General features: G+C 62.8%; 29 protein-coding genes and 1 tRNA gene. 23 read left to right on the top strand and 7 right to left on the bottom strand.

From position 1 onward, the window contains the following. Positions 1–8 precede the first annotated feature (8 nt). Genes KK137_RS16310 through KK137_RS16270 form a run of 9 tightly spaced genes read left to right on the top strand, consistent with a single transcriptional unit; the run spans position 9 to position 2,868 of the window. Complete coding sequence (locus KK137_RS16310) at positions 9–320, top strand: hypothetical protein (protein ID WP_214537754.1); 312 nt, start codon at positions 9–11, stop codon at positions 318–320. 11 nt (positions 321–331) lie between these two features. Beyond that, on the top strand, positions 332–610 hold the full coding sequence (locus KK137_RS16305) for a hypothetical protein (RefSeq protein ID WP_214537753.1): 279 nt from the start codon (positions 332–334) through the stop codon (positions 608–610). Between the two features lie 32 nt (positions 611–642). Continuing rightward, positions 643–957: a hypothetical protein gene (locus tag KK137_RS16300; RefSeq protein WP_214537752.1), complete on the top strand. Its 315-nt coding sequence runs from the start codon at positions 643–645 to the stop codon at positions 955–957. Between the two features lie 28 nt (positions 958–985). Continuing rightward, on the top strand, positions 986–1,276 hold the full coding sequence (locus KK137_RS16295) for a hypothetical protein (protein WP_214537751.1): 291 nt from the start codon (positions 986–988) through the stop codon (positions 1,274–1,276). A gap of 2 nt (positions 1,277–1,278) precedes the next feature. Then, a complete protein-coding gene (locus KK137_RS16290) occupies positions 1,279–1,581 on the top strand; it encodes a hypothetical protein (protein WP_250894019.1) in 303 nt (100 codons plus the stop codon). Next, positions 1,581–1,919, top strand: coding sequence for a hypothetical protein (locus KK137_RS16285; protein WP_214537750.1), 339 nt, complete (start codon positions 1,581–1,583; stop codon positions 1,917–1,919). The genes KK137_RS16290 and KK137_RS16285 overlap by 1 nt, the downstream gene beginning before the upstream one ends. Beyond that, on the top strand, positions 1,916–2,173 hold the full coding sequence (locus KK137_RS16280; protein WP_214537749.1) for a hypothetical protein: 258 nt from the start codon (positions 1,916–1,918) through the stop codon (positions 2,171–2,173). The genes KK137_RS16285 and KK137_RS16280 overlap by 4 nt, the downstream gene beginning before the upstream one ends. Positions 2,174–2,199: 26 nt before the next feature. Next, the gene (locus KK137_RS16275; protein ID WP_214537748.1) at positions 2,200–2,436 is read left to right on the top strand and encodes a hypothetical protein; all 237 of its coding nucleotides are present in this window, start codon (positions 2,200–2,202) and stop codon (positions 2,434–2,436) included. A 24-nt stretch (positions 2,437–2,460) separates the two neighbouring features. After that, positions 2,461–2,868, top strand: coding sequence for a SufE family protein (locus KK137_RS16270; protein WP_214537747.1), 408 nt, complete (start codon positions 2,461–2,463; stop codon positions 2,866–2,868). Here KK137_RS16270 and KK137_RS16265 read toward each other — a convergent pair. Further along, on the bottom strand, positions 2,865–3,383 hold the full coding sequence (locus tag KK137_RS16265; RefSeq protein WP_214537746.1) for a sterol desaturase family protein: 519 nt from the start codon (positions 3,381–3,383) through the stop codon (positions 2,865–2,867). The genes KK137_RS16270 and KK137_RS16265 overlap by 4 nt on opposite strands. Before the next feature lie 76 nt (positions 3,384–3,459). On the opposite strand from KK137_RS16265, the gene leuC reads away from it, so the two are divergent. The 7 genes from leuC (at position 3,460) to grxD (ending at position 7,327) form a co-directional block, all read left to right on the top strand. Further along, positions 3,460–4,890 (top strand): 3-isopropylmalate dehydratase large subunit, encoded by a 1,431-nt coding sequence (gene leuC / locus KK137_RS16260; RefSeq protein WP_214537745.1) that lies wholly within the window; start codon positions 3,460–3,462, stop codon positions 4,888–4,890. Between the two features lie 157 nt (positions 4,891–5,047). Continuing rightward, positions 5,048–5,539, top strand: a complete 492-nt coding sequence (locus tag KK137_RS16255) for a DNA-deoxyinosine glycosylase (RefSeq protein WP_338028118.1) — start codon at positions 5,048–5,050, stop codon at positions 5,537–5,539. 39 nt (positions 5,540–5,578) lie between these two features. After that, positions 5,579–5,740 carry an isopropylmalate isomerase gene (locus KK137_RS16250; protein ID WP_214537744.1) on the top strand — a complete coding sequence of 54 codons (162 nt, stop codon included), beginning with the start codon at positions 5,579–5,581 and terminating at the stop codon, positions 5,738–5,740. Then, positions 5,740–6,342: a 3-isopropylmalate dehydratase small subunit gene (gene leuD / locus KK137_RS16245; RefSeq protein ID WP_214537743.1), complete on the top strand. Its 603-nt coding sequence runs from the start codon at positions 5,740–5,742 to the stop codon at positions 6,340–6,342. The genes KK137_RS16250 and leuD overlap by 1 nt, the downstream gene beginning before the upstream one ends. Positions 6,343–6,392: 50 nt before the next feature. Further along, positions 6,393–6,716 (top strand): DUF1476 domain-containing protein, encoded by a 324-nt coding sequence (locus tag KK137_RS16240; RefSeq protein ID WP_214537742.1) that lies wholly within the window; start codon positions 6,393–6,395, stop codon positions 6,714–6,716. Positions 6,717–6,726: 10 nt separating this feature from the next. Beyond that, positions 6,727–6,960 carry a BolA/IbaG family iron-sulfur metabolism protein gene (locus KK137_RS16235; RefSeq protein ID WP_214537741.1) on the top strand — a complete coding sequence of 78 codons (234 nt, stop codon included), beginning with the start codon at positions 6,727–6,729 and terminating at the stop codon, positions 6,958–6,960. Between the two features lie 37 nt (positions 6,961–6,997). Then, entirely contained in the window at positions 6,998–7,327 is a 330-nt protein-coding gene (gene grxD / locus KK137_RS16230) for a Grx4 family monothiol glutaredoxin (RefSeq protein ID WP_214537740.1), read from the top strand. A 14-nt stretch (positions 7,328–7,341) separates the two neighbouring features. Here grxD and KK137_RS16225 read toward each other — a convergent pair whose 3' ends face one another. Then, entirely contained in the window at positions 7,342–8,913 is a 1,572-nt protein-coding gene (locus tag KK137_RS16225; protein WP_214537739.1) for an ABC-F family ATP-binding cassette domain-containing protein, read from the bottom strand. A 181-nt stretch (positions 8,914–9,094) separates the two neighbouring features. On the opposite strand from KK137_RS16225, the gene KK137_RS16220 reads away from it, so the two are divergent. From KK137_RS16220 to KK137_RS16200, 5 genes are all read left to right on the top strand, one after another. Beyond that, positions 9,095–9,976 carry a hypothetical protein gene (locus tag KK137_RS16220; protein WP_214537738.1) on the top strand — a complete coding sequence of 294 codons (882 nt, stop codon included), beginning with the start codon at positions 9,095–9,097 and terminating at the stop codon, positions 9,974–9,976. Positions 9,977–10,257: 281 nt separating this feature from the next. Beyond that, the gene (locus KK137_RS16215; protein ID WP_214537737.1) at positions 10,258–11,103 is read left to right on the top strand and encodes a beta-etherase; all 846 of its coding nucleotides are present in this window, start codon (positions 10,258–10,260) and stop codon (positions 11,101–11,103) included. Continuing rightward, positions 11,100–12,233 carry a mechanosensitive ion channel family protein gene (locus KK137_RS16860; protein ID WP_214537736.1) on the top strand — a complete coding sequence of 378 codons (1,134 nt, stop codon included), beginning with the start codon at positions 11,100–11,102 and terminating at the stop codon, positions 12,231–12,233. The genes KK137_RS16215 and KK137_RS16860 overlap by 4 nt, the downstream gene beginning before the upstream one ends. Before the next feature lie 88 nt (positions 12,234–12,321). Further along, complete coding sequence (locus KK137_RS16205; protein WP_214537735.1) at positions 12,322–13,497, top strand: BaiN/RdsA family NAD(P)/FAD-dependent oxidoreductase; 1,176 nt, start codon at positions 12,322–12,324, stop codon at positions 13,495–13,497. 112 nt (positions 13,498–13,609) lie between these two features. Next, a complete protein-coding gene (locus KK137_RS16200; protein ID WP_214537734.1) occupies positions 13,610–13,783 on the top strand; it encodes a hypothetical protein in 174 nt (57 codons plus the stop codon). Between the two features lie 122 nt (positions 13,784–13,905). Here the strand turns inward: KK137_RS16200 and KK137_RS16195 are convergent, their stop codons facing one another. The 3 genes from KK137_RS16195 to KK137_RS16185 form a co-directional block, all read right to left on the bottom strand. Continuing rightward, the gene (locus KK137_RS16195; RefSeq protein ID WP_214537733.1) at positions 13,906–14,304 is read right to left on the bottom strand and encodes a hypothetical protein; all 399 of its coding nucleotides are present in this window, start codon (positions 14,302–14,304) and stop codon (positions 13,906–13,908) included. A gap of 148 nt (positions 14,305–14,452) precedes the next feature. Then, positions 14,453–17,443, bottom strand: a complete 2,991-nt coding sequence (locus tag KK137_RS16190) for a TonB-dependent receptor domain-containing protein (RefSeq protein WP_214537732.1) — start codon at positions 17,441–17,443, stop codon at positions 14,453–14,455. Between the two features lie 345 nt (positions 17,444–17,788). Then, positions 17,789–17,865, bottom strand: a tRNA-Arg gene (locus KK137_RS16185). Between the two features lie 57 nt (positions 17,866–17,922). Here KK137_RS16185 and KK137_RS16180 point away from each other — a divergent pair. Then, the gene (locus KK137_RS16180; protein WP_214537731.1) at positions 17,923–18,660 is read left to right on the top strand and encodes a queuosine precursor transporter; all 738 of its coding nucleotides are present in this window, start codon (positions 17,923–17,925) and stop codon (positions 18,658–18,660) included. Positions 18,661–18,664: 4 nt separating this feature from the next. Here KK137_RS16180 and KK137_RS16175 read toward each other — a convergent pair whose 3' ends face one another. Both KK137_RS16175 and KK137_RS16790 read right to left on the bottom strand, forming a co-directional pair. Further along, complete coding sequence (locus tag KK137_RS16175) at positions 18,665–18,880, bottom strand: PspC domain-containing protein (RefSeq protein ID WP_214537730.1); 216 nt, start codon at positions 18,878–18,880, stop codon at positions 18,665–18,667. Beyond that, positions 18,877–19,011 (bottom strand): hypothetical protein, encoded by a 135-nt coding sequence (locus KK137_RS16790; protein ID WP_275950745.1) that lies wholly within the window; start codon positions 19,009–19,011, stop codon positions 18,877–18,879. The genes KK137_RS16175 and KK137_RS16790 overlap by 4 nt, the downstream gene beginning before the upstream one ends. A 226-nt stretch (positions 19,012–19,237) precedes the next feature. Between KK137_RS16790 and recF the strand changes: the two genes are divergently transcribed. Then, positions 19,238–20,323: a DNA replication/repair protein RecF gene (recF, locus tag KK137_RS16170; RefSeq protein ID WP_214537729.1), complete on the top strand. Its 1,086-nt coding sequence runs from the start codon at positions 19,238–19,240 to the stop codon at positions 20,321–20,323.

Raw genomic sequence — 20,323 nt, 5'->3', positions numbered from 1 at the left:
GACAGGGGATGGATCCGGCAATCATTGGCGTCTTCATACCGATCCTGGCGATCGGCATGGGAATTCCACTGGCCTTCTACGGCGTGTGGATCGGCCACAAGCAGAAGATGGCCAAGTTCGAACTTCAGGCTCGCACGCACAAGGCCGACGATGCCCAGGCGGCTCGGATCGAAGAGCTCGAAGACCGCATGCGCGTGCTTGAGCGGATCGTGACCGATCGCGGCTTCGACGTCGCCCACCAGATCGAGGCCCTGCGCGATGTGCGACCTGACACGGGCGTCCCGCTCGAAATGGGCCGCCAAGCGGAACGGCAGCGCTGAGAGGAACGGTCATGGACCTGGCAAACATCATCTTCGCAGTGACGCTTCCCATAGCGCTGATGTCGGTTCCGATCTTCGCGATCTGGACACAGCATCGTCGCAAGTTGGTGGAACTGCAGGGCCGGACCGCCGCCAGCACAGCCTATCAGGAGTTGGAGGAGCGCACTCGCATTCTGGAGCGGATCGTCACCGATAAGGGTTACGACGTCGCCCACCAGATCGAAGCGCTGCGTGACCAGCGCCCGATGAACAGCCAGCTCGAAGACAGGGACAGCGTCCGGGTCGGATAAGCACCCGGGCACAGACTCAAGGAAGCACGTCGATGGATTTCTTTCCGTTCATGATCCCGATTTTCGCGCTGTCGATCCCGATCGTCGCCATCATCTCGAAGCATCGGGAACGGGTGGAGCGGATGCGCATCGAAGCCGGTGCCCGTTACGCTTCGTCCAACACCGATAAGCAAGACGGGCGCATGGAGATGCTCGAGGATCGCGTCGCTGTCCTGGAGCGGATCGTGACCGATCGTGGCCTGAACATAGCCGCGCAGATCGAAGCGCTCCGCGACCAGCGCGGCATCGACGATGCCTTGGCAGCACGTGAGGCCCGACCCGCGGCCAGGTCCGCGGACCTCGGCTGAGCGCCGCGAAGCAAGGAGAGACTTCGAGATGGAAATCATCATCCCGATCTTCGCCATCGCGATGGTCCTGGGCTTCATTCCGGGCTTCGCCATCTGGCTGGGCCACCGCAAGGACATGATGAAGCTGCAGATCCAGGCGACCGCGGAAAAGGCCGCGCAGTACGCCGCCAGCAACAAGGCCCTGGAAGACCGAGTGGCAGTGCTCGAACGCATCGTCACCGACAAGGGTTACGACGTGGCCCTGCAGATCGAGGCCCTGCGCGATCAGCGCCGGGTCGAGGATCGGTTCGAAGGCCACGAAGTCGAGAGGAGCAACTGACGATGGGACCGGGTGAAACCATTGCGGCTGTGGTCCTGGGCGGCATCGTGCTCGCCGTGATCATAACCCTAGGCGAGGCGTTCAAGCGCTTCATGGCCTTCAAGGAACGGCAGGTCGGCGTGACCGCTGACAGCACGGCCGAGAAGGCCGCGCAATACGCAGCCCATGTCGAGCGGCTCGAAGCCCGCGTCCGCGTGCTGGAGCGCATCGCCACGGATAAGGGCGCCGACCTCGCCCAGAGCATCGAGGACTTGCGCGGTACGCCCGTCGAGACAGTCCAATTCAAGGCAGAGGAGCGCGCCTGATGAATCCGATGGATCTTCTTCAGTACCTTCCCTGGGTAGTCGGGGGCGGCCTGTTGCTCGGAGCCGCGGGAATTCTCGCCTCGGTCCACAACACCCGCCTGAAGATCAAGCACGGCTATCCGCTGGAAGGTATGTGGGGCCAATCGCTGAAACCGGCGGTGACCACCGAGGCGATGGAGCGCGTGAAGCTTCTTACGCAGGAGAACGCCCAGCTACGGGCCGAGATCGGCTCGCTGCAGGATCGCCTGATCAACGTCGAACGCATCGTCACCGACAGCGGCTACCGCCTCGGCCATGAGATCGAGAGCCTGCGGTCGGACAAGGGGAATGTGCAATGAACATGTGGACCGCCATTATTGTAATCGTTGCGATCCTAGCTTTCGCCGAGGTCATCAAGACGAGGCACCGCGCCCGGCACGGCATTACGACCGACGCCATGGGCAACGAGAAACCGCTGCCGCGCGAAGATGCAGAGCTCAAGCGCGAGGTTCTCGAACTGCGCGAGCGAGTAAAGGTTCTCGAACGGATCGCCACCGAGGACCGCGAGACGAAACGGCTTTCGGCTGAAATAGACAGCCTCCGCGAGAAATAGGCGCGAGAGGCAGGGGAGAACTCGAGATGAGTCAGGAACTGTTGATCGCCGCCACTGCCCTCTCGGGTCTGCTGGTCGTGGCCATCACCTTGCTCAAGGGCTGGCAGGATTGGCTGGAGCTTAAGTCCCGTGAGCTTGAAACAGGGCACGGCAAGCGCGAGATCGAAGGCGGCGCCCGCGAAGGCGCCGCACGGATCGAGATCGCCGACCTCAAGGAACGCATCCGCAAGCTGGAAGCCATCGCCAGTGGGGTGGACCTGTAAGCAATATGCGCTAGGGGGCGCGTCATGCGCTCCCTAGCCGACATTCTCGAAGAGTACGAATTTCTCGACGCCGACGAACGATACCGGCTGCTGATCGAACTGGGCCGCGAGCTCGACGAAATGCCCCAGCCGCTCAAGACCGACGCGACTACGGTAAGGGGCTGCTCGGCCAGCGTCTGGGTCTATCCGACCGAGCAGGACGGCAAGCTCCACTTCCTCGCCGACAGCAACGCCGCGATCACCAAGGGGATCGTGGCGTTGGTGATCTCGGCTGTGCAGGACAAGCCGGCCGCTGAGGTCGCGGCAATGGACATCACGGCGGCGCTCGAACCATTCGACCTGCGGAACCAGCTCAGCTCCAACCGTACCCAAGGCGTGCCGAACATGATCGCTCTGGTGAAGCAGCACGCCGCTCGGATCGCGGCGGGTTAGAGCTCCGTTGCTTCTTGCACCTGAATCACGCCCGCCTCGCGCTGGCGCTTGAGTTCAGCCTTCAACCGCACCGGATCGCGTGCCCAGACGAAGCCGAAACTCACCCCGCCCTCCTTGCCGACCGTCGCATGGTGGAGCTTATGCGCCTGCACCAGCCGCTTGAGATAGCCGCGCCGTGGCACGTAACGGAACCAGCGCTGGTGGACGAGACCGTCGTGCACCAGCGTGTAGATGATCCCATAGCCGAGTATCCCCAACCCGATCCACGTCCCGGGCCACCAGGCGCGCGCCCCCAGGATCATTGGGCTGCCGAGCGCAAACATCGAAATGCTCATCGCCGCGCCCACCAGGGCGAAGCGGTCGTTCTTCTCGAGAATGTTGCCGTGCGGCTCGTGATGGTCGCGGTGCCAGGCCCAGGCGAAGCCGTGCATCACATATTTGTGGCTTGCCCACGCGACCCATTCCATCAGCGCGATGGTGGCCATTACGACGGCGAGAGGAGTCAACCAATCCATGCCGTCTAAATAGGAACTTTGGCCGATCAAAGACAGCCCCGCTTGAATTGCGCGCCGTCGTGCGTAACTGCGGGGCATGGCCTCCAAACCTCGCACCCTCTACGAAAAGATCTGGGACGCGCACGTGATCGAACGGCGCGACGATGGCACCTCGCTGATCTTCATCGACCGGCACCTGGTCCACGAAGTCACCAGCCCGCAGGCGTTCGAAGCGCTGCGGCTGAACGGGCGCAAAGTCCGCCGGCCCGAACTCACGCTCGCCGTGCCCGACCATAACCTGCCGACCACCGCGCGCCTCGACGCCGCCGGCAAGCGGATACCGATCGCCGATCTGGAAAGCGCTCAGCAGCTCGAAGCGCTGGAACACAACGCACCCGAATTCGGCGTACGCTACTTCGGCGCGACAGCGCGGGAGCAAGGCATCGTCCACGTCGTCGGGCCGGAGCAGGGCTTCTCCCTCCCGGGCACTACGATCGTGTGCGGCGACAGTCACACGGCGGCGCATGGCGGCGTCGGTGCGCTGGCGTTCGGAATTGGCACGAGCGAGGTTGAGCATGTGCTCGCCACCCAGACCCTGCTGCTCAAGCAGTCCAGGACGATGGAAGTGCGTGTCGAAGGTGACCTGGGTCCGGGCATCACCTCGAAGGACTTGATTCTCCACATCATCGGCGTAATCGGCACGGCCGGCGGCACCGGCTACGTGATTGAATACCGTGGCAAGGTGTTCGAGGAGATGAGCGTCGAAGGCCGCCTGACGGTCTGCAACATGAGCATCGAAGGCGGCGCTCGCGCCGGGCTGATCGCGCCCGACGACACCACGTTTGCGTATCTCAAGGGCCGCCCCTTCTCGCCCAAGGGCGCGGAGTGGGATCAGGCGGTCGCCTATTGGCGCACGCTCAAGACCGACGAAGGCGCAGTTTTCGACAAGTCGGTGGTCATCAACGCCGCCGACATCGAGCCGACCGTGACCTGGGGCACCAGCCCTGAAGACACCGTCGCAATCGGTGGCGTCGTTCCCGATCCATCGAGCTTTGCCGATCCGTCCAAGCAGAAGGCCGCCCAGGCCAGCCTCGATTACATGGGCCTCGCGCCCGGTCAGCGGATGGACGAGGTCGAAGTTCAGAACGTCTTCATCGGCAGCTGCACCAACAGCCGGATCGAGGACTTGCGCGCCGCCGCAGCGGTGCTCAAGGGCCGTCACAAGGCGTCAAACGTCAAGTGGGCCATTGTCGTCCCGGGCTCAGGATTGGTGAAGGAACAGGCCGAAGCCGAAGGGCTCGACAAGGTCTTCATTGGAGCCGGCCTCGAATGGAGAGAACCGGGCTGCTCGGCCTGCCTCGGCATGAACCCGGACAAGGTTCCCCCGGGGGAGCGCTGCGCTTCGACCAGCAACCGCAACTTCGTCGGTCGTCAGGGCCCGGGCGCGAGGACGCACTTGGTAAGCCCTGCGATGGCGGCCGCTGCGGCAGTGACCGGCAAGCTGACGGACGTGCGCGAACTGGTCTGACAGCCCTGATCGAGCGGGGACGGCAGCTCAGTTTACCGTCCCCATCTGACTTTCTCAGAATTTGAAGCCAGGCGTCTCGCGATAGGTCAGCGGTTGGAGCCAGCTCATAGCCGCCCTTTCCATTCCGCTTCGATCAGGCGATGATCCGGGGCGATCCGTGATCCGCAAGTCCTCCTTCGCGCCCGTCGTGGCACCCGACACCCGCCTGCTCGTCCTAGGCAGCCTGCCGGGCGAGGCGTCATTGGCCGTCAGTCGCTACTACGCGCACCCGCAGAACCGTTTCTGGCATCTTATCGGGAAGGCCATCGGAACCGAGCTTGTGCCGCTCGACTACGAGGATCGTCTAGCGGCTCTGCTCCGCGCGAAAGTCGGCCTCTGGGACACGGTAGCGTCCGCCAGACGCCAAGGCAGCCTCGATGCCTCTATCCGGGACGCCGAGCCCACGCAGTTGCGGGACCTGGCGGCATCCTTGCCCGACCTTCGGGCGGTTGGGTTCAACGGAAAGACGTCGGCAAGGATAGGTATGCCCCAGCTCGCCGGCAGCGGGCTCGCGCTGATCGCCCTGCCCTCTTCGAGCCCGGCCCATGCTGCGATGCCGCTCGGAGAGAAGGAAAAGCTGTGGAGCGCATTAGGCGAATTTCTCCGATGAGGCTTGCCTCTGGGGAGCGCTCGCCCCATTGAAAGGAACATGACCAAGCGTCTCAACTCGGGCCATGCGGCCATTGCCGGAGCGATTGGGTCGGCCGCGGTTGCCGCCGCCCTGCTCTACGTCAACCGCCGCAAGGAAAAGGCCAAGCAGGGCCAGAAAGCTCCCACGATCCCTAGCGGCGAGCCGCCGGAGACCGACTGATGGAAGCCGTCCGTGAAGTTTCCGGCCGTGCGATCCCGTTCGGCCGCAAGAACATTGACACAGACCTGATCATTCCCGCCCGCTGGCTCAAGACGGTCAGCCGCGAAGGCCTCGGGCGCGGTGCGTTTGAAGCCGTGCGCGAAGATCCGAACAACATCTTCGACAAGCCCGAATTCGCACGCGCGCCGATCATCGTCGCGGGCGACAATTTCGGCTGCGGCTCGAGCCGCGAACACGCCGCCTGGGCCTTGCTCGACATGGGCGTAAAGGCGGTGATCGCGCCGAGCTTTTCGGACATTTTCTCTGGCAACGCGTTCAAGAACGGCATTCTCACCGTGGTTCTGCCGCAAGAACAGGTCGACCGGCTGCTTGAGGTGGCAGAGACGGACCCCGTGACGATCGACCTTGAACACCAGACGGTCACTACGCCGTTCCAGGATCGTTTCACGTTCGAGATCGACCCGTTCCGCAAGCATTGCCTGGTGAACGGCCTCGACGAGGTGGGCCTGACGCTGGCGCGCGACGCCGCGATCGCGGAATACGAAGCACGCTTGGAGGCGGAGAAGCCCTGGCTCGCCCGCGGAACCGGGCTTGCCGCCTGACACGGCGCAACGCTATTCGCCTCCGGCAGCATTTTTGAGGGAATCCTGACATGACCGACTTCAACGATCGCGAACGGGCCGAGGAAGCCAAGTTCGCGATGGATGCGACAACTGCTTTCCGCGTGGCTGCGCGCCGCAACCGGCTTCTGGGGCACTGGGCCGCCGAGAAGATGAGCCTGACGGCCGAAGAAACCGAAGCTTACGCCAAGGCCGTTGTCCAGGCGGACTTCGAGGAAGCCGGGGATGAGGACGTGATCCGCAAGGTGCTGGGCGACCTCACCGCGGCGGGCATCGATGTCGACGAAACTGCCGTGCGCGTAGCGCTCGAGGAAAAGTCGGTCGAAGCCAAGCGCCAGCTGATGAGCGAGTCCTGAGGGCCCGACCATGGCGATGCCGGCCGCTGAAATCGAAGCCTTGATCCGGGCGGCGCTGCCTGACGCAGAGGTGGTGATCGAAGACCTCGCTGGAGACGGCGACCACTACCGCGCCCACGTCAGCTCCGCTGCCTTTTCCGGCAAGAGCCGCATCCAACAGCACAAGATGGTATACGAAGCGCTCGGCGGGCGCATGGGCGGCGAGCTCCATGCCTTGCAACTGACCACTTCGGTTCCCAACTGACTTCCATACTCAATTTCATCAGATCAGGCCCTGCCCCATGTCCGATACCAACGAGCGTCTCTCCAAGATCGTCGGCGACAACGATGTCGTGCTGTTCATGAAGGGCACGCCGCTGTTCCCGCAGTGCGGGTTCTCCAGCCGTGCCGTCGCCATCCTCGATCACTGCGGCGTTGCCTATGAAAGCGTCGACGTGCTGCAGGACATGGACATCCGCCAGGGCATCAAGGCGTTTTCGGACTGGCCGACCATCCCTCAGCTTTACGTGAAGGGAGAGTTCGTGGGCGGCAGCGACATCATGATGGAGATGTACCAGGCCGGCGAGCTGCAGCAGCTGCTGGATGATGCGCAGGTCGCAAAGGCCAGTTGACGGGCGGCACGACGCTAAACACCGAACTCACGATCCATGCCGACCGCCTTCAGGAAGGCAGGATCGTGGCTTACGATCAGCAAGGCGCCGTCGAATTCGCGTAACGCCTGCTCCAGCAGTTCGATCGACGCCAGATCGAGGTGGTTGGTCGGCTCGTCGAGAATGAGCAACCAAGGCGGCCTTTCGCCAGCCAAAGTGCAAGCGAGACCTGCCCGAAGGCGTTCGCCGCCCGACAACGTGCCCACAAGCTGTTCGGCATCGCGATTGCGGAAGGCGAAACGCGCGCAGGCGGCGTAGGCATCCCGAACGTTGAGCGACGGATTAAGGCGGCGAAAATTGGCCAGGATGCTGGCTTCGGGATCGAGCAACGTCACGTGCTGGTCGAGAATGGCGATCCGACCGTCGAGACGGCACACCGTGCCGCTGGATGGTAGGGCCAGACCCGCCGCGATCTTGAGCAAGGTGGTCTTTCCCGCGCCATTAGGTCCGGAGACCGCAACTCGCTCAGGCCCGCGAAGGCTCAACGTCCAGGGTCCGAGACGGCGTTCGCCCAGGTCAACCGCGACCTCCTCGAGCGCGAGGATTTGCGCGCCAGACGGAATCCCGCTGGGCGGCAAGGAGATTGTCAGCGGCGTAAGCACCTCGACCTTGGCGATGGCTTCCTCGGCCCGTGCAGCTGCCTCATTGACGAAACGCTCGCCCAGACGGCGCCCTCGGCCCCCGGAATTCTCAGCCCGTTCGGCTTTCGCGCCCAGAAGAATCTTCGGCTCCGAGCCCTTGGCCGCGAACGCCCTCCCCGCCTTGTCTCGTCGATCCTTGGCTTCGCGCTGCCTTTGGGCAGACCGCTCCACCTCGCGAAGCGCTGCTTCCGAGCGTTCGAGGTCCTGAGTGACCCTGCTCCTTTCCGCCTCGCGTTGCGTGGCAAAGGCTGTCCAGCCTCCACCGACAATGTGAACGCCAACGGAGGTGAGTTCGACGATCCGGTCCATGGTCTCGAGAAGTTCGCGATCATGGCTGGCGACAAGGGCCCCGCCGCTCCAACCGCGGATCAGCGAATGGATCGCCTCGCGACCCGCGCTATCGAGATTGTTGGTCGGTTCATCGAGCAACAGCAAGTCGGGCTTTTCGATCAGCAGCCGGGCAATGCCCACACGAGTGCGCTCTCCGCCCGAGAGCGATCCCATCGTGCGATCAAGAGCGAACCCGGGCACCCCGGCGTCGGCCAGCGCACTGTCTACCCGAGATCCCAGCGCCCAGTCCGCCGCCTCGAAATCCGCGACGTTTCCATCGCCCGCCAGCACACGCTGCAAGACGGCCATTCCCTCGGCAACACCAAGCGCGTCAGCGAGAGATAAGTCGGGCGGCCAATCCTGAACCAGCATTCCGATCGTCCCCGATCGCCGGACGGTACCCGTCGCGGCATCGGCCATGCCGGCAATAATACGCAGGAGGGTGGATTTGCCCGAACCATTGCGGCCAACCAGGCCGACGCGTTCAGCGCCTATGGCTAAGGTCAGGCCCTGAAAAAGGACCCGATGTTCAGGCGTTTGAGCTGAGACAGAATCGAGCGTGAGAAATGCGGACATGAGAACTCGCGAGATCGAATGAGACAAAACAGGGCGTATTCCTGGTCCGATCGATCACGACACGTGCTCCTTCTCGCTGCGCGTCGCGAAGTAGGATGACCTCTCCGGCTCTGCAAGTCCTTGGAAACCCTTTCGCGCAGGCGTCGTTTTTCGACCGGGAGGCAAGCTGAGAAGGTTGCCAATGCGAAAAACTATCACCCTTACTGTCGCAGCTGCGATAGCCCTAACTGCTGGCCCTGCGTTCGCGCAGGCCCCAACGCAACAAACGCCGCAGCAGGATCCGTTCGGAGTTATCTTCGGCGCCCTGTTCGGCGACCGCTTGGGCAACACCTCTTCGATCGAAGCTCAATGGGCGGCCGGACAAACACCGCTGGCCAACCAACGCAGCCAGTTCGAGAGCCGCGTCGACAACCAGGTCCGCGCGGGTGCCGTGAACCAGCAGACCGCGTCGCGATTGAAGTCAGACTACGACTCACTCGTGCAGCTTGAGAGCCGCTACGGGGCCGACCGGCGCTTTACGTCCAGAGAAAGGTCCGATCTGGCTGACCGCTACGGCGCGCTCACCCAGGTTCTTGCCGTAGGGACTTACGACGACGGGCAAACTGCCCAAACCGCCGAGATTGCGGACGGGCGCGCGGAGTTCGAGCGCCGCGTCGATAGCGCGGTCTATGACCGCAGGGTCACCCGTACTCAAGGCCGGCGCCTCAAGACCGACTATGCCGCACTGATCCAGGTGGAGTCCGGATATCTGCAGGATGGCGTCGTCAGCTCGAGCGAGAGGAGCGATCTGGATGCCCGTCTCGATGCCCTCGACGCCAGGCTTGGAGACACCAACTACGGGGGAGGAGCAACGCTGACGCCCCGTTCGCGCCTGGATGCGATTGGTCGCGCCCTGCCGTCGAGCGGCCTTTCTACCGCTGCCCAGGCTCAATTGCAGGTTGAGTATCAGGACCTGTCCCATCTGGAGGCCGCCTATGCGCAACTTAACGCGTCTTCCCAGGATAGAGCCTACCTCGACCAGCGCCTAACCGACCTGGAAACTCGCATTCGGATGCGGCGGTGAGATCTAATTAGTTTGGGAGAAATCTTCGGGGAGGCGGGACCGGGAGACCGGTTGGGGACCAATGGGCGGCCCCGCCTCGTTCGAAGACTTGGTTGGGTGTCTTGTACTTTGCACGTGCCATGCCAACCCATGCAAACTGAGCTTTTCTGCGAATTTCAATGGTTAACGCATGTTCGTCGACGTTCCAGACTGTCAATAAATCCGACAGGAAACGGTGACTGGCGCGTTAGGATTTGCCTGCCTAAAGTCGGTCAAAAGGCTCGTCGTTCGGGAGTAGTACGTTGGCGAAGGATAACAGGATCACCCTTTACGATCTCCAGCTGGCCAGCGGAGCGACCATCAGCCCGTTCGTTTGGGCGACCAAGTATGCCATCGCCCACAAGGGATTCGAGATGGACGTCGTCCCCGGTGGCTTCACCGGAATCCCCGAGAGGACAGGCGGTAAGACCGAGCGCCTGCCAGCCATCGTCGACGATGGCCAGTGGGTGCTCGATAGCTGGCTGATCGCCGAATATCTCGACGAGAAATATCCCGACCGTCCGACGCTTATCGGCGATCCGTCGGTCAAGGTCTGCGGGCAAATGCTCGAACAGTGGCTTTGGCAAACCGCGATCGGTCCGTGGATGACCTGCTATCTCAAGCAGTACCGCGACCGCTCGCTGCCGCAGGATCATGACTACGTGACAGAATCGCGCGAACGGATGTTTGGCGGTCAGAGGATCGAAGACATCATCGTCGGCCGCGAGGATCGGCTCCCGCAGATTCCGCCAAAGCTTGAGCTGATGCGCAACACGCTGCGCGAATATCAATGGTTCGGCGGGGAGAGCCCCAACTACGTCGATTACCGTCTGCTCGCCGTATTCCTCTTCCTTGCTTCAGTCGCCGACATCCCCGCCTTGCCGGAGGACGATCCACTGCGCGATTGGATAGATCGCGGGTTCGACCTGTACGGCGGGCTCGGGCGACACCCCGGAATGTCGCCCCTGTTCGGCTTGCCCCGGCGTGAGAATGACCCCGAACCTTTTGTTCGCGATCCACAGGCCAATGGCTTGAACAAGCGCAACACCGGTCCCCAATCCACCGCGGCCGAAACGGCGCGACTGAAAGGTGAGGCGGCAGGCGCGTGAAGATCGACCTTTGGCGCAAGCCCGTCCTTGACTGGGCGGTCAACAACCTGATCGAAATCGCCATCGCGCTCACGATTGCGGCCGCGGTCGTCGCCCTGCTCTACGGCATCAAGGCGCTGGTGTTACGCGCGGTCAAAAAGCTCGGCGCGCAGAACGGCCTGACCGAAGTATTCGTCAGCGTCGTACGCAAGACCCGCTTGTGGTTCCTCATCGCCGTCTCACTGCGGATGGTCCAAGGCTACCTGCATCCGCCGCAGGACGTCGCCAAGACCATCGCCTTCGCGTTCACGGTCGCTGTGGCGCTACAGGTGGCGAGTTGGGCGCGAGCGCTGATCCTCGGAATTATCACGCACCGAACGAGCAACCTTGAAGGCGATCCGAACAGCATGGCCAGTGCCATGGGCATCATTCGCCTATTGGTCTCGGTTGTCGTCTTCGCGATCGCCATAATCGTCATCCTCGACAACCTTGGCGCGAATGTCACCGGCCTCGTTGCCGGGCTAGGCATCGGCGGTATCGCCATCGGCCTCGCCGCGCAGGGTATTTTTTCCGATCTGTTCGCCGCGCTCTCCATCATCTTCGACAAGCCCTTTTGCGTCGGCGACACCATTACCTATCAGGGCAAGGAGGGGCCGGTCACGGGAGTAGTCCAGCGCATCGGCCTCAAGTCGACGCGTATCCGCTCGCTGGCAGGAGACATGCGCATCATCGGCAATACCCAGCTGCTGGCGCAGGAAGTGACCAATTTCACGGGTCGCGAGGTCTATCGGTTCCAGCTACCGATCAGCGTGATCCACCAGACTCCTTACGAGGACCTGCAGACCATCCCTTCCCTGCTCCGGGCCGAAGTCGACACGCTAGGGTATCGCTTCGTTCGCGCCGGTTTGCGGGCTTTCGGGCCAAGCTCGATCGACTACGACTTCATCTTCGAGATCAGCACGAATGATGTTCTCGAAGCCCATGCCGGGCTGCAGAAGGTGGCGTTGGCCGTGCTGGCCAAGCTGCGCGAGCGCGATATCCGCTTCGCTTATCCCACGCAGACCAGCTTCACCGCCGCTCCGGATGGATCGCTGGTGATGCCTTATCCCGAAGTCATGCCGGTGATGCACCACGAGCAGCCCGAAAGCTGACTGCGTCTCATCTGCAGTTGCAGGAATTCCGGAATGGCTGGCTCCCGGCCGCGGCGAACGCTAGAGCGCCGCTGCTGGACGGCCCCACATGAACAACAACTATGACGTAATCATCCTCGGCGCTGGCGCGGCTGGCTTGATGTGCGCTGGCCAGGCGAGCCAACGAGGTCGTCGCGTGCTCGTAATCGAACATGCCGAGAAGCCGGGCAAGAAGATCCTGATTTCCGGTGGTGGCCGGTGCAACTTCACCAACCTGCACACCGTGCCGGAGCGTTTTCTCTCGGCCAACCCGCACTTCGCGAAATCGGCGCTCAGCCGCTACACTCCACAAGATTTCCTGTCCCTCGTCGAACGCCACGGCATCGCCTGGCATGAGAAAACGCTGGGGCAGCTCTTCTGCGACGGATCGGCGCAACAGATCGTCGACCTGCTTCTGGCCGAGTGCGCGACGGGAAATTTCACGCTCTCCTGTGGCGAGACCGTTCGACAAGTCCGGCATGAAGGCGGCCGCTTCTCCGTCACGACCGATCGGCACGTAGCCCAGGCGCCTTCGCTGGTACTCGCCACCGGCGGGCCTTCGATCCCCAAGATCGGGGCGACTGCCTATGCCTACGAGCTTGCGCGTCAGTTCGGCCTCAAGGTCGTCGAACCCCGCCCTGCCCTGGTCCCCCTGACTCTGAGCGGCGAGGACGTGCTGTTCCGAGAGTTGTCCGGTGTAGCCACCGAAGTGATCGCCCGCTGCGGACCGGCCTCGTTCCGGGAGGCCGCCCTGTTCACGCACCGCGGCCTCTCGGGCCCAGCGATCCTCCAGGTCTCCTCCTATTGGCGTCGCGGCAACACGATCGAGATCGATTTCTTGCCGAATGCCGGCACGGGATGGTTGGTCGAAACCAAGCATCAAAACCCGCGCTCGACCTTGCGCAATGCCCTCCGGGCCAGGCTTCCGGACAGACTGGCCGATGCCCTTAACGACCGGCTCAAGCTCGAAGGACCGCTCGCCAACCTCTCCGACGCAGCCTTGCGCGACGGGGAAACCCAACTCGCCAACTGGCCGTTCCGGCCGAACGGCAGCGAAGGCTTCGCCAAGGCTGAAGTGACTGCCGGGGGGATCAGCACTGCCGAGCTTTCGTCGAAAACGATGGAAGCCAAGCGCGTCCCCGGCCTCTATGCCATTGGCGAGGCCGTGGACGTCACCGGTTGGCTTGGCGGCTACAATTTCCAATGGGCCTGGGCCAGCGGGTGGGCGGCGGCACAGGCCGTGTGAGATCGAAGCGCCGAACCGTGGCGGGGCTGCCGCAAGTCGTTCATTTCGTGCCGCATTGTTGCCACCATGGCGCAATAGCCATCGATCGACCGACACGATGAAAGGCGAAAATATGCGATGGAAACGGAGTCTTGAACACCTGGAACGCCGGGTCGACCGGTACTACCGTCTCGCAGCGGCCGCCAAGCTCCCTGACATTCGCGAGCGCTACATCGAATTGGCGCGCCGCTATCGCCTGCTCTGGGCGGAAACTCTTGCCATTCGCGGTGTCCAGGCCGTTGCATAGCGACAGCTAACGGGACGCGGACGTGAAGCGCCGTCGGCTGCGCCAGATCGAACTTTGTTGAAGGATATGGATAGCACCCTGCTGCGGAGCCGGACTTTCTCTCAGGTGTCCCGGCCAGACTACTAGGTTCCGACGACCAGCCGCACTTTGTATCGCTTTCCATCCAGGCCGGATACGCCGTCCCAGGAATCACCCGGCCGTTTGCCAACGAGCGCCGAGGAGCAATAGCTTTCTCGGTAAGTTCCATCGAAGCAAACCCGCTCGCCTTCGATGCGCCACCTGCCCACATCTGAAAAGAGGCCGTTCAAGGAGCTGCGGAACGTGCCGTCCGCGTCCATTTCTATCCTGACCCGATAGTCCCGACGTTCCATGATCAAGGTGGTGTTGGCGAGGTTGGTCGCGCTCAAGCGCTGTCTATGAACGACGATCTCATCGGTCTCCACAGGCGCGGTTGGCGCTTGGGCGTGAGCTGCGAGGCCGCTCGTTAAGGCAAGAGCGGCCAGGGCCTGCGCTATCTTCATGCCGCACCTCCGGCCGAATTGCCTGGGAACCCTGCTCCGCCGTCAGTCGAATGGCAAGCGCGTCGCAATGATCCAGGAGCGGGTCCAAAAAGAAACGGCGGACTTTCGCCCGCCGTTTCCACATTCTGAGTTGATCGTTCTTCAGGGTTTAGAAGTTAACAACAGCGCCAACCTTGAAGTAACGGCCCATGACTCCGCTGTAATAGGTCGAGACACCGCCGCCCGCCGGGGTCGGGAACGGAGCCTTGGTGTCGAACAGGTTGTCGATGTTGAACCGCAGCGTCAGCTGGTCGTCGAACGTGTAATTGACCGACGCGTGGACGAACGCGACATCACCACGAGTGAAGTACTCGTAGGCAGTCGGTTGGGCGTCGGGATCAACCACGGCCTTGCCGAAGTACTGCACCTGGACAAACCCGCCGAACGGACCGTTGGCGTACGAGACGCTGGCGGTGCCCTTGTGCTTCGAGTAGCCGATCAGGCCGCGGAGCGTCGTGAGGTCGCCCGCTCCGACGCGCTGTTCGAGCTTGTCGATGTACTGATAGCTGCCGCTAAACAGGACCTGGCTCTGGGAACCCAGGAACGGGGTCGCAACTCGCCAATCCAGTTCGGCGACCAGGCCGGAGTAGTCATACGACGCGGCGTTTACATAGCCGGTGCGGATAAACTCCACCTGCCCGTCGGAGTCGCGATCAATCTGATCGCAAGCCGGGCTCGGGAAATCGACGGCGTCATAGCAGGCTTGCATCGTCTGGTCGGCATCGAGACTCAGAATTGCGTTCTTCAGCGCGATGTCCACCCAATCGACCGATAGCGACAGGCCCGGTGCAAAACGAGGAGTGATGATGGCGCCGACCGTCCAGCTGTCCGCCTTTTCGTTTTCGAGGCCGATGTTGCCCGAAAGCGAGCCTCTGGATGTGAGGTCTACGATGTTCGAAGCAAAGTTGGCCGGCAGGCCGGCTGCTGCGCAGTTTGCCGCCCGGTTGGCCGGATTGGGCCCTTGACCGATAAAGCGCGAGTCGCAGGGGTCGTCCGCCGTGGTGAAGATGGGGCTGGTCGGATTGAACAGTTCCGTGATCGCCGGCGATCGGATCGACCGCGTAAAGTTACCGCGGAATCCGAAATCCTCGATCGGCTTCCAACGGCCACCGGCGGTCCAAGTCAGGTCACCGCCCGTAAGCGAATGATCGACATAGCGGGCAGCGCCGTTGAGCTCCAAGGTATCGACGAACGGAATGTTCATGTCCGGCGACACGACTGGAATCAGCAGCTCGCCGAACCCTTCGTTGGTGTGGAACTTGCCAAAGACGGGATCGATCGGAATCGAGCGGCCGTACTGTCCGCGGGGTGCTGTGGGATCGTTAGGATCGGCAACCCCGTAGAAGAACTCGCCCGGATCGAAATCGGCCTTCTCCTCGCGATGTTCGTAGCCAAGTGCGAAGCTGACTTCGCCGCCCCAGATGTCGAAGAGGCCGCCGGTCACGTCGGCGGTGACGACCATCTGGGTGTTGGTGGCGATCGGATGGGCGATAGTCGTGATGTAATCGGCGACTTCCGGACCATTCTGGTGCCCGAACGGATTGAACGGGACGCAAGTCGAGCTCACGGTCGCGATCGGCGAGCTTGTGCCGGTGCAGCCCGCAAGGGCGTTTTCGAAGTTTTCCTGAACCAGTTCGCGGCTCGAGCCCTTGGTCCTCGAACGGCCGTAGTTTCCGATGAGCGACCAGTCGAAGTTACGGTCTCCCACAGCGAAATCGCCTTCGAAGCCCGCTACGATGCGGTAGAGTTCGACGGTGGTGCTGCCGCGACCCGAAACCAGGTCGGTATTGGCGCGTCCCAGATAGAAGAAGTCCTGACCCGCCGGAAGTTGCGAGGCGATGGTCGCCCGCGCAGCGTCGCTAAGGAAGGGATTCGAGAGCGGAATGATCAGGTTGCCGTCCGGATCCCCGGCGTCGCCGAACAACCAGGTGTTGTAGACCGGCTGTGCGCGGAGTTCGGTTCCCTTTGAATTGGCGTAGGAGAACTCGGCGAAGGCTTCGACGGAATCGGTGAGTTCGTAGCTGCCCCGCGCGTATCCGAGGTAGCGCTCCGACGGGGTCTGCAGGTTCGTCAGCGGAACGAGACTGAAGCCGTCGCCGCCGGCGGAGTTGGTGAGGCCGTGACGCTCGCCGAAATCGAGCGGCACCAGGTCACCGTTGCGGTTGAACACCAGCGTGTTCCCCTGCGCGTCAAGAAAGCCATAGTTCTCACCGGGAGCACCGAGAGCGGCAAGATCGCCAGGCACGATATCCACATACGTCGGGGCGCCAAATTCGCTCAAGATGGGAATGCGGCGATCTTCAATCAGCTGATTGTTGAACGGGAAATTGGGATCATTGCGGGCCACATAGAACCGGCCACTCCTGGTGATTTCGCGATCGGTGTAGAGGAGACCGCCCGCCTTGTTGAACTCGAACGAGGCGAGAACCTTGCCGCGACCGCCGCCAAACGTCGTGCCGGCCAGAGCGCCAAGCCGGAACTCTTCGGCGTCGCCCCGCGAAGAAATCCCGCTCTGCGCGCTGAGGCGAACCCCGTCGAATTCCTTCTTGAGGATGATGTTTACTGTACCGGCAATCGCGTCGGCGCCGTAAATCGGCGCACCGCCGACGGCGACCGTTTCGATACGATCGACCATCAGCGTGGGAAGGGTATTCAGGTCGACCTGTGAACCCGCATCAACCGGCCCGAAAATGGAAGCGGTGTTGGAGCTTACGTAGCGCTGGCCGTTGACCAGCGTCAGAGTGCGCTGCGAGCCGAGGCCAAAGAAATCGATGAAGGTCTGGCCCGCGCCAAAGCTGCCGGCCTGAGTGCCGACCGGGCTGCTCGAAGGCGGAGCAAACGCCGGCACCGTTCTAAGCGCGTCACCGAGATTGGTGAAACCACGGCTCTCGAGTTCGTCCGAACCGAGCACCATCGTGGGCTCACGACGATCGGTCGTCCGAAGCGCGATTCGCGAACCGGTGACGACGATGACTTCGCCTTCGTCAGCGGTCTGTTCGTCCGCTGCGGGCGTTTCCTGGGCGACGGCTTGCTGCGCAATGAGCACAGCAGCGATTGCGATGGGAGCGACGGCTCCCTTCAGATACCTTTGGATTTTCACAGTTCAGTCCCCAACATGTCCGACTTCCCGGACGTTGACCCGCAATGCGCTACTGCCTGCATGCCTATGCCTCGCACGCTTGACCGACGCTCACTGCTGGTTTGCCGCGTGGTGGAGTGGCGAACTCGTTTCAATCCGAATTAGATGAATTTGGGGCTTTCGCGCCCGCCCTGTGGCAAATGCGCATCAGGTTTCGATTGAGACAGTCGCGGGAGCAACTCCCTGCGCGCGATGGCGAACACTAAGTTGTGGGAGTTGCGCGGATTGCCTCGGTTGACAGGCGCGCGCAGCCAACCGTCCCTGTCCCGTGCGTAACAGGACCGCCTCACCTCATTTTGAATGGGATGGCGCGCCCGGCAGGACTCGAACCTGCAACTCCAAGCTTAGAAGGCTCGTGCTCTATCCAGTTGAACTACGGGCGCGTCGCGGCGGGCCTTAGCGCGCTTTGCGACACATGCAAAACGCGATAGTCACCGGCCATGGACGGGGTATCGACACGGCTTGAAGGCGAAGCGCTCAACCATGCGCGATTTCGCTACTTCCCTTACATCATGGCGGCTTTCGTCGCGATCCTGCTGCTGTCCAACATGATCGGCGCCTCCAAGCCAAGTTTCGTCACTCTGCCGAACGGGACGCAGTGGTCCTTTGGTGCGGGAGTGCTGTTCTTTCCCTTCAGCTACATCATCGGCGACGTGCTGACCGAGGTCTACGGTTATGCCAACGCACGGCGGGCGATCTGGACCGGGTTTGCGGCCCTGCTGTTCATGGCGTTCATGGCCGCCGTGGTCGTGGCCCTGCCACCCGCTGCCGACTGGCCGGGGCAGGAGGCCTACGAGTTCGTGTTCGGTAACACGTGGCGCATAGTGCTGGCTTCGATCACCGCCTTTTGGGCCGGGGAATTCGCCAACAGCTTCGTCCTCGCCAAGATGAAGGTAATGACCGGCGGCCGCTTCCTATGGACCCGAACGATCGGTTCGACCGTCGTCGGCCAGGGGCTCGACAGCCTGATCTTCTATCCGTTGGCATTCTATGGACTAGCGGGCTGGCCGCCCGAACAGCTGTGGCAGGTCGTGCTCTCGCAATGGCTGATCAAGACCGCCTGGGAAGCGCTGCTGACGCCCTTCACCTACGTTGTAGTGGGATTCTTGAAACGGCGAGAGGGGGTCGACGTGTTCGACACGGACACCGACTTCTCGCCCTTCGCGAAAGCGCGCTGACGGATCACTCCGCCAGCAGCGCGATCACGAGGTAAGCCACGAGGAAGGTCCCAAAGCCGAACACCGTCCCGACCACGAACACCGCCCGCACGATCAGCGGATCGACGTTCATGTAGTTGGCAAGGCCGGCACAGACGCCGAAAACCTTGCCGTTGGTCCGGTCGAGCCGCAGCTGGCGCGACGGCTCGTATCCGGAGGGGCGACGGTCTACCGGGTTCATGCCAGGATACCCGCGACCGAGTGAACATCAGTCGCCGAAGTCGCGAGCACGTTGGCGAACAGAACCGTGGAAATCGCAAGCGCGCTAAGAGCGGCAAAGGCGTGGCGAGCAAAGTGCGACAGAACAGACATTTCAAATAATCCCCTTTATCTCATCCCGGCGGGCCATTCCGCCGATGCGAGACACTTTGCATAGGGCGTGCCAAACTTCGAAAATGGCGGTTTCGCGCGATTCTTGTCGTTATTAGAGAATTACCGGCGCCCCAGCTTCCCGCAACTTGGCGAAATTTCCTAAATAGCGGCGAAGCGGGTTTGCTGTGGTCTAGCTCTTGCCCTTCGCCTAACGCTTGTCTGGCCTATGGCGCTCGACCGGATCACCCTCAGCCACTTCCGCAATCACGCCGCTAGCCGCCTGGACGGCAGCGCGAAGATCAACCTGCTGTTCGGAGAGAACGGCGCAGGGAAGACCAACGTGCTGGAGGCGCTGTCCCTGCTTGCGCCCGGACGAGGTCTGAGACGCGCCGGCCTTCCGGACATGGCCGGGAACGAGGGTGTCGGCGGCTTCGCGGTCAGCGCTCAGCTGGATTGCGAAGACGGCATTGGCGCGGTGCAGCTTGGCACCGGCACCTCCGCGGACCGCCCGGGTCGGCGACTGGTACAGATCAACGGCGCAGAAGCGAGCGCCGTGGCACTGGGAGAATGGCTGGCGGTCGGATGGCTGACCCCCGCGATGGATCGTCTATTTACCGACAGCGCCGGAGCCCGCCGCCGCTACATGGACCGCCTTGCGCTGGCGCTTGATCCTGCCCACGCCCGTTATGCCTCGCGCTACGAGGCCGCGCTGCGTGAACGCAATCGCCTGCTGGCAAGCGAGGTCGCTCCCGACCCGCAATGGCTGACCTCGCTGGAGACGCAACTGGCCGAGAGTGGGGCCGCACTGGCCCTGGGCCGGGCGAGCATGGTCGAGCGCTTGTCCGAAGCCCTGGCAGCGCTTCCCGTGGCACCGTTTGCCCGCCCCGCCCTGTCTTACCTCGCCGGTGGCGCGCTGAACGCACACGAGCTGGCTTCGGAACTGGCGCGTCAGCGGGCGCGGGACCGGGCGGCACAGCGCACCCTCACCGGTCCGCATCGCGACGAGCTCGAAGTGACGATGGCCGGCAGCGGAATGCCTGCCGCAAGCTGCTCCACAGGTGAGCAGAAGGCCATGCTGATCGCCATGACGCTCGCGCATGCCGAACTCGCCGCCGCCGGCCGTCCCGGCGTCCTGTTGCTAGACGAAGTTGCAGCCCATCTCGATCCGCTGCGGCGAGAGGCGCTGTTCGAAAGGCTTCGTACCGGCGGTGCACAGGTCTGGCTGACCGGCACCGAACTCCCGCCGTTCGCGGCCATCGAAGGGGAAGCGGCGATCTGGCGTGTCGCCGGGGGTCGGGTCACGCGGGTCTAG

The sequence above is a fragment of the Croceibacterium selenioxidans genome (assembly GCF_018599195.1).
GTDB classification, from domain to species: Bacteria; Pseudomonadota; Alphaproteobacteria; order Sphingomonadales; family Sphingomonadaceae; genus Croceibacterium_A; species Croceibacterium_A selenioxidans.
Note: the sequence above shows the minus strand (reverse complement) of the source record. Positions and strands in the feature narration are given on the sequence as shown.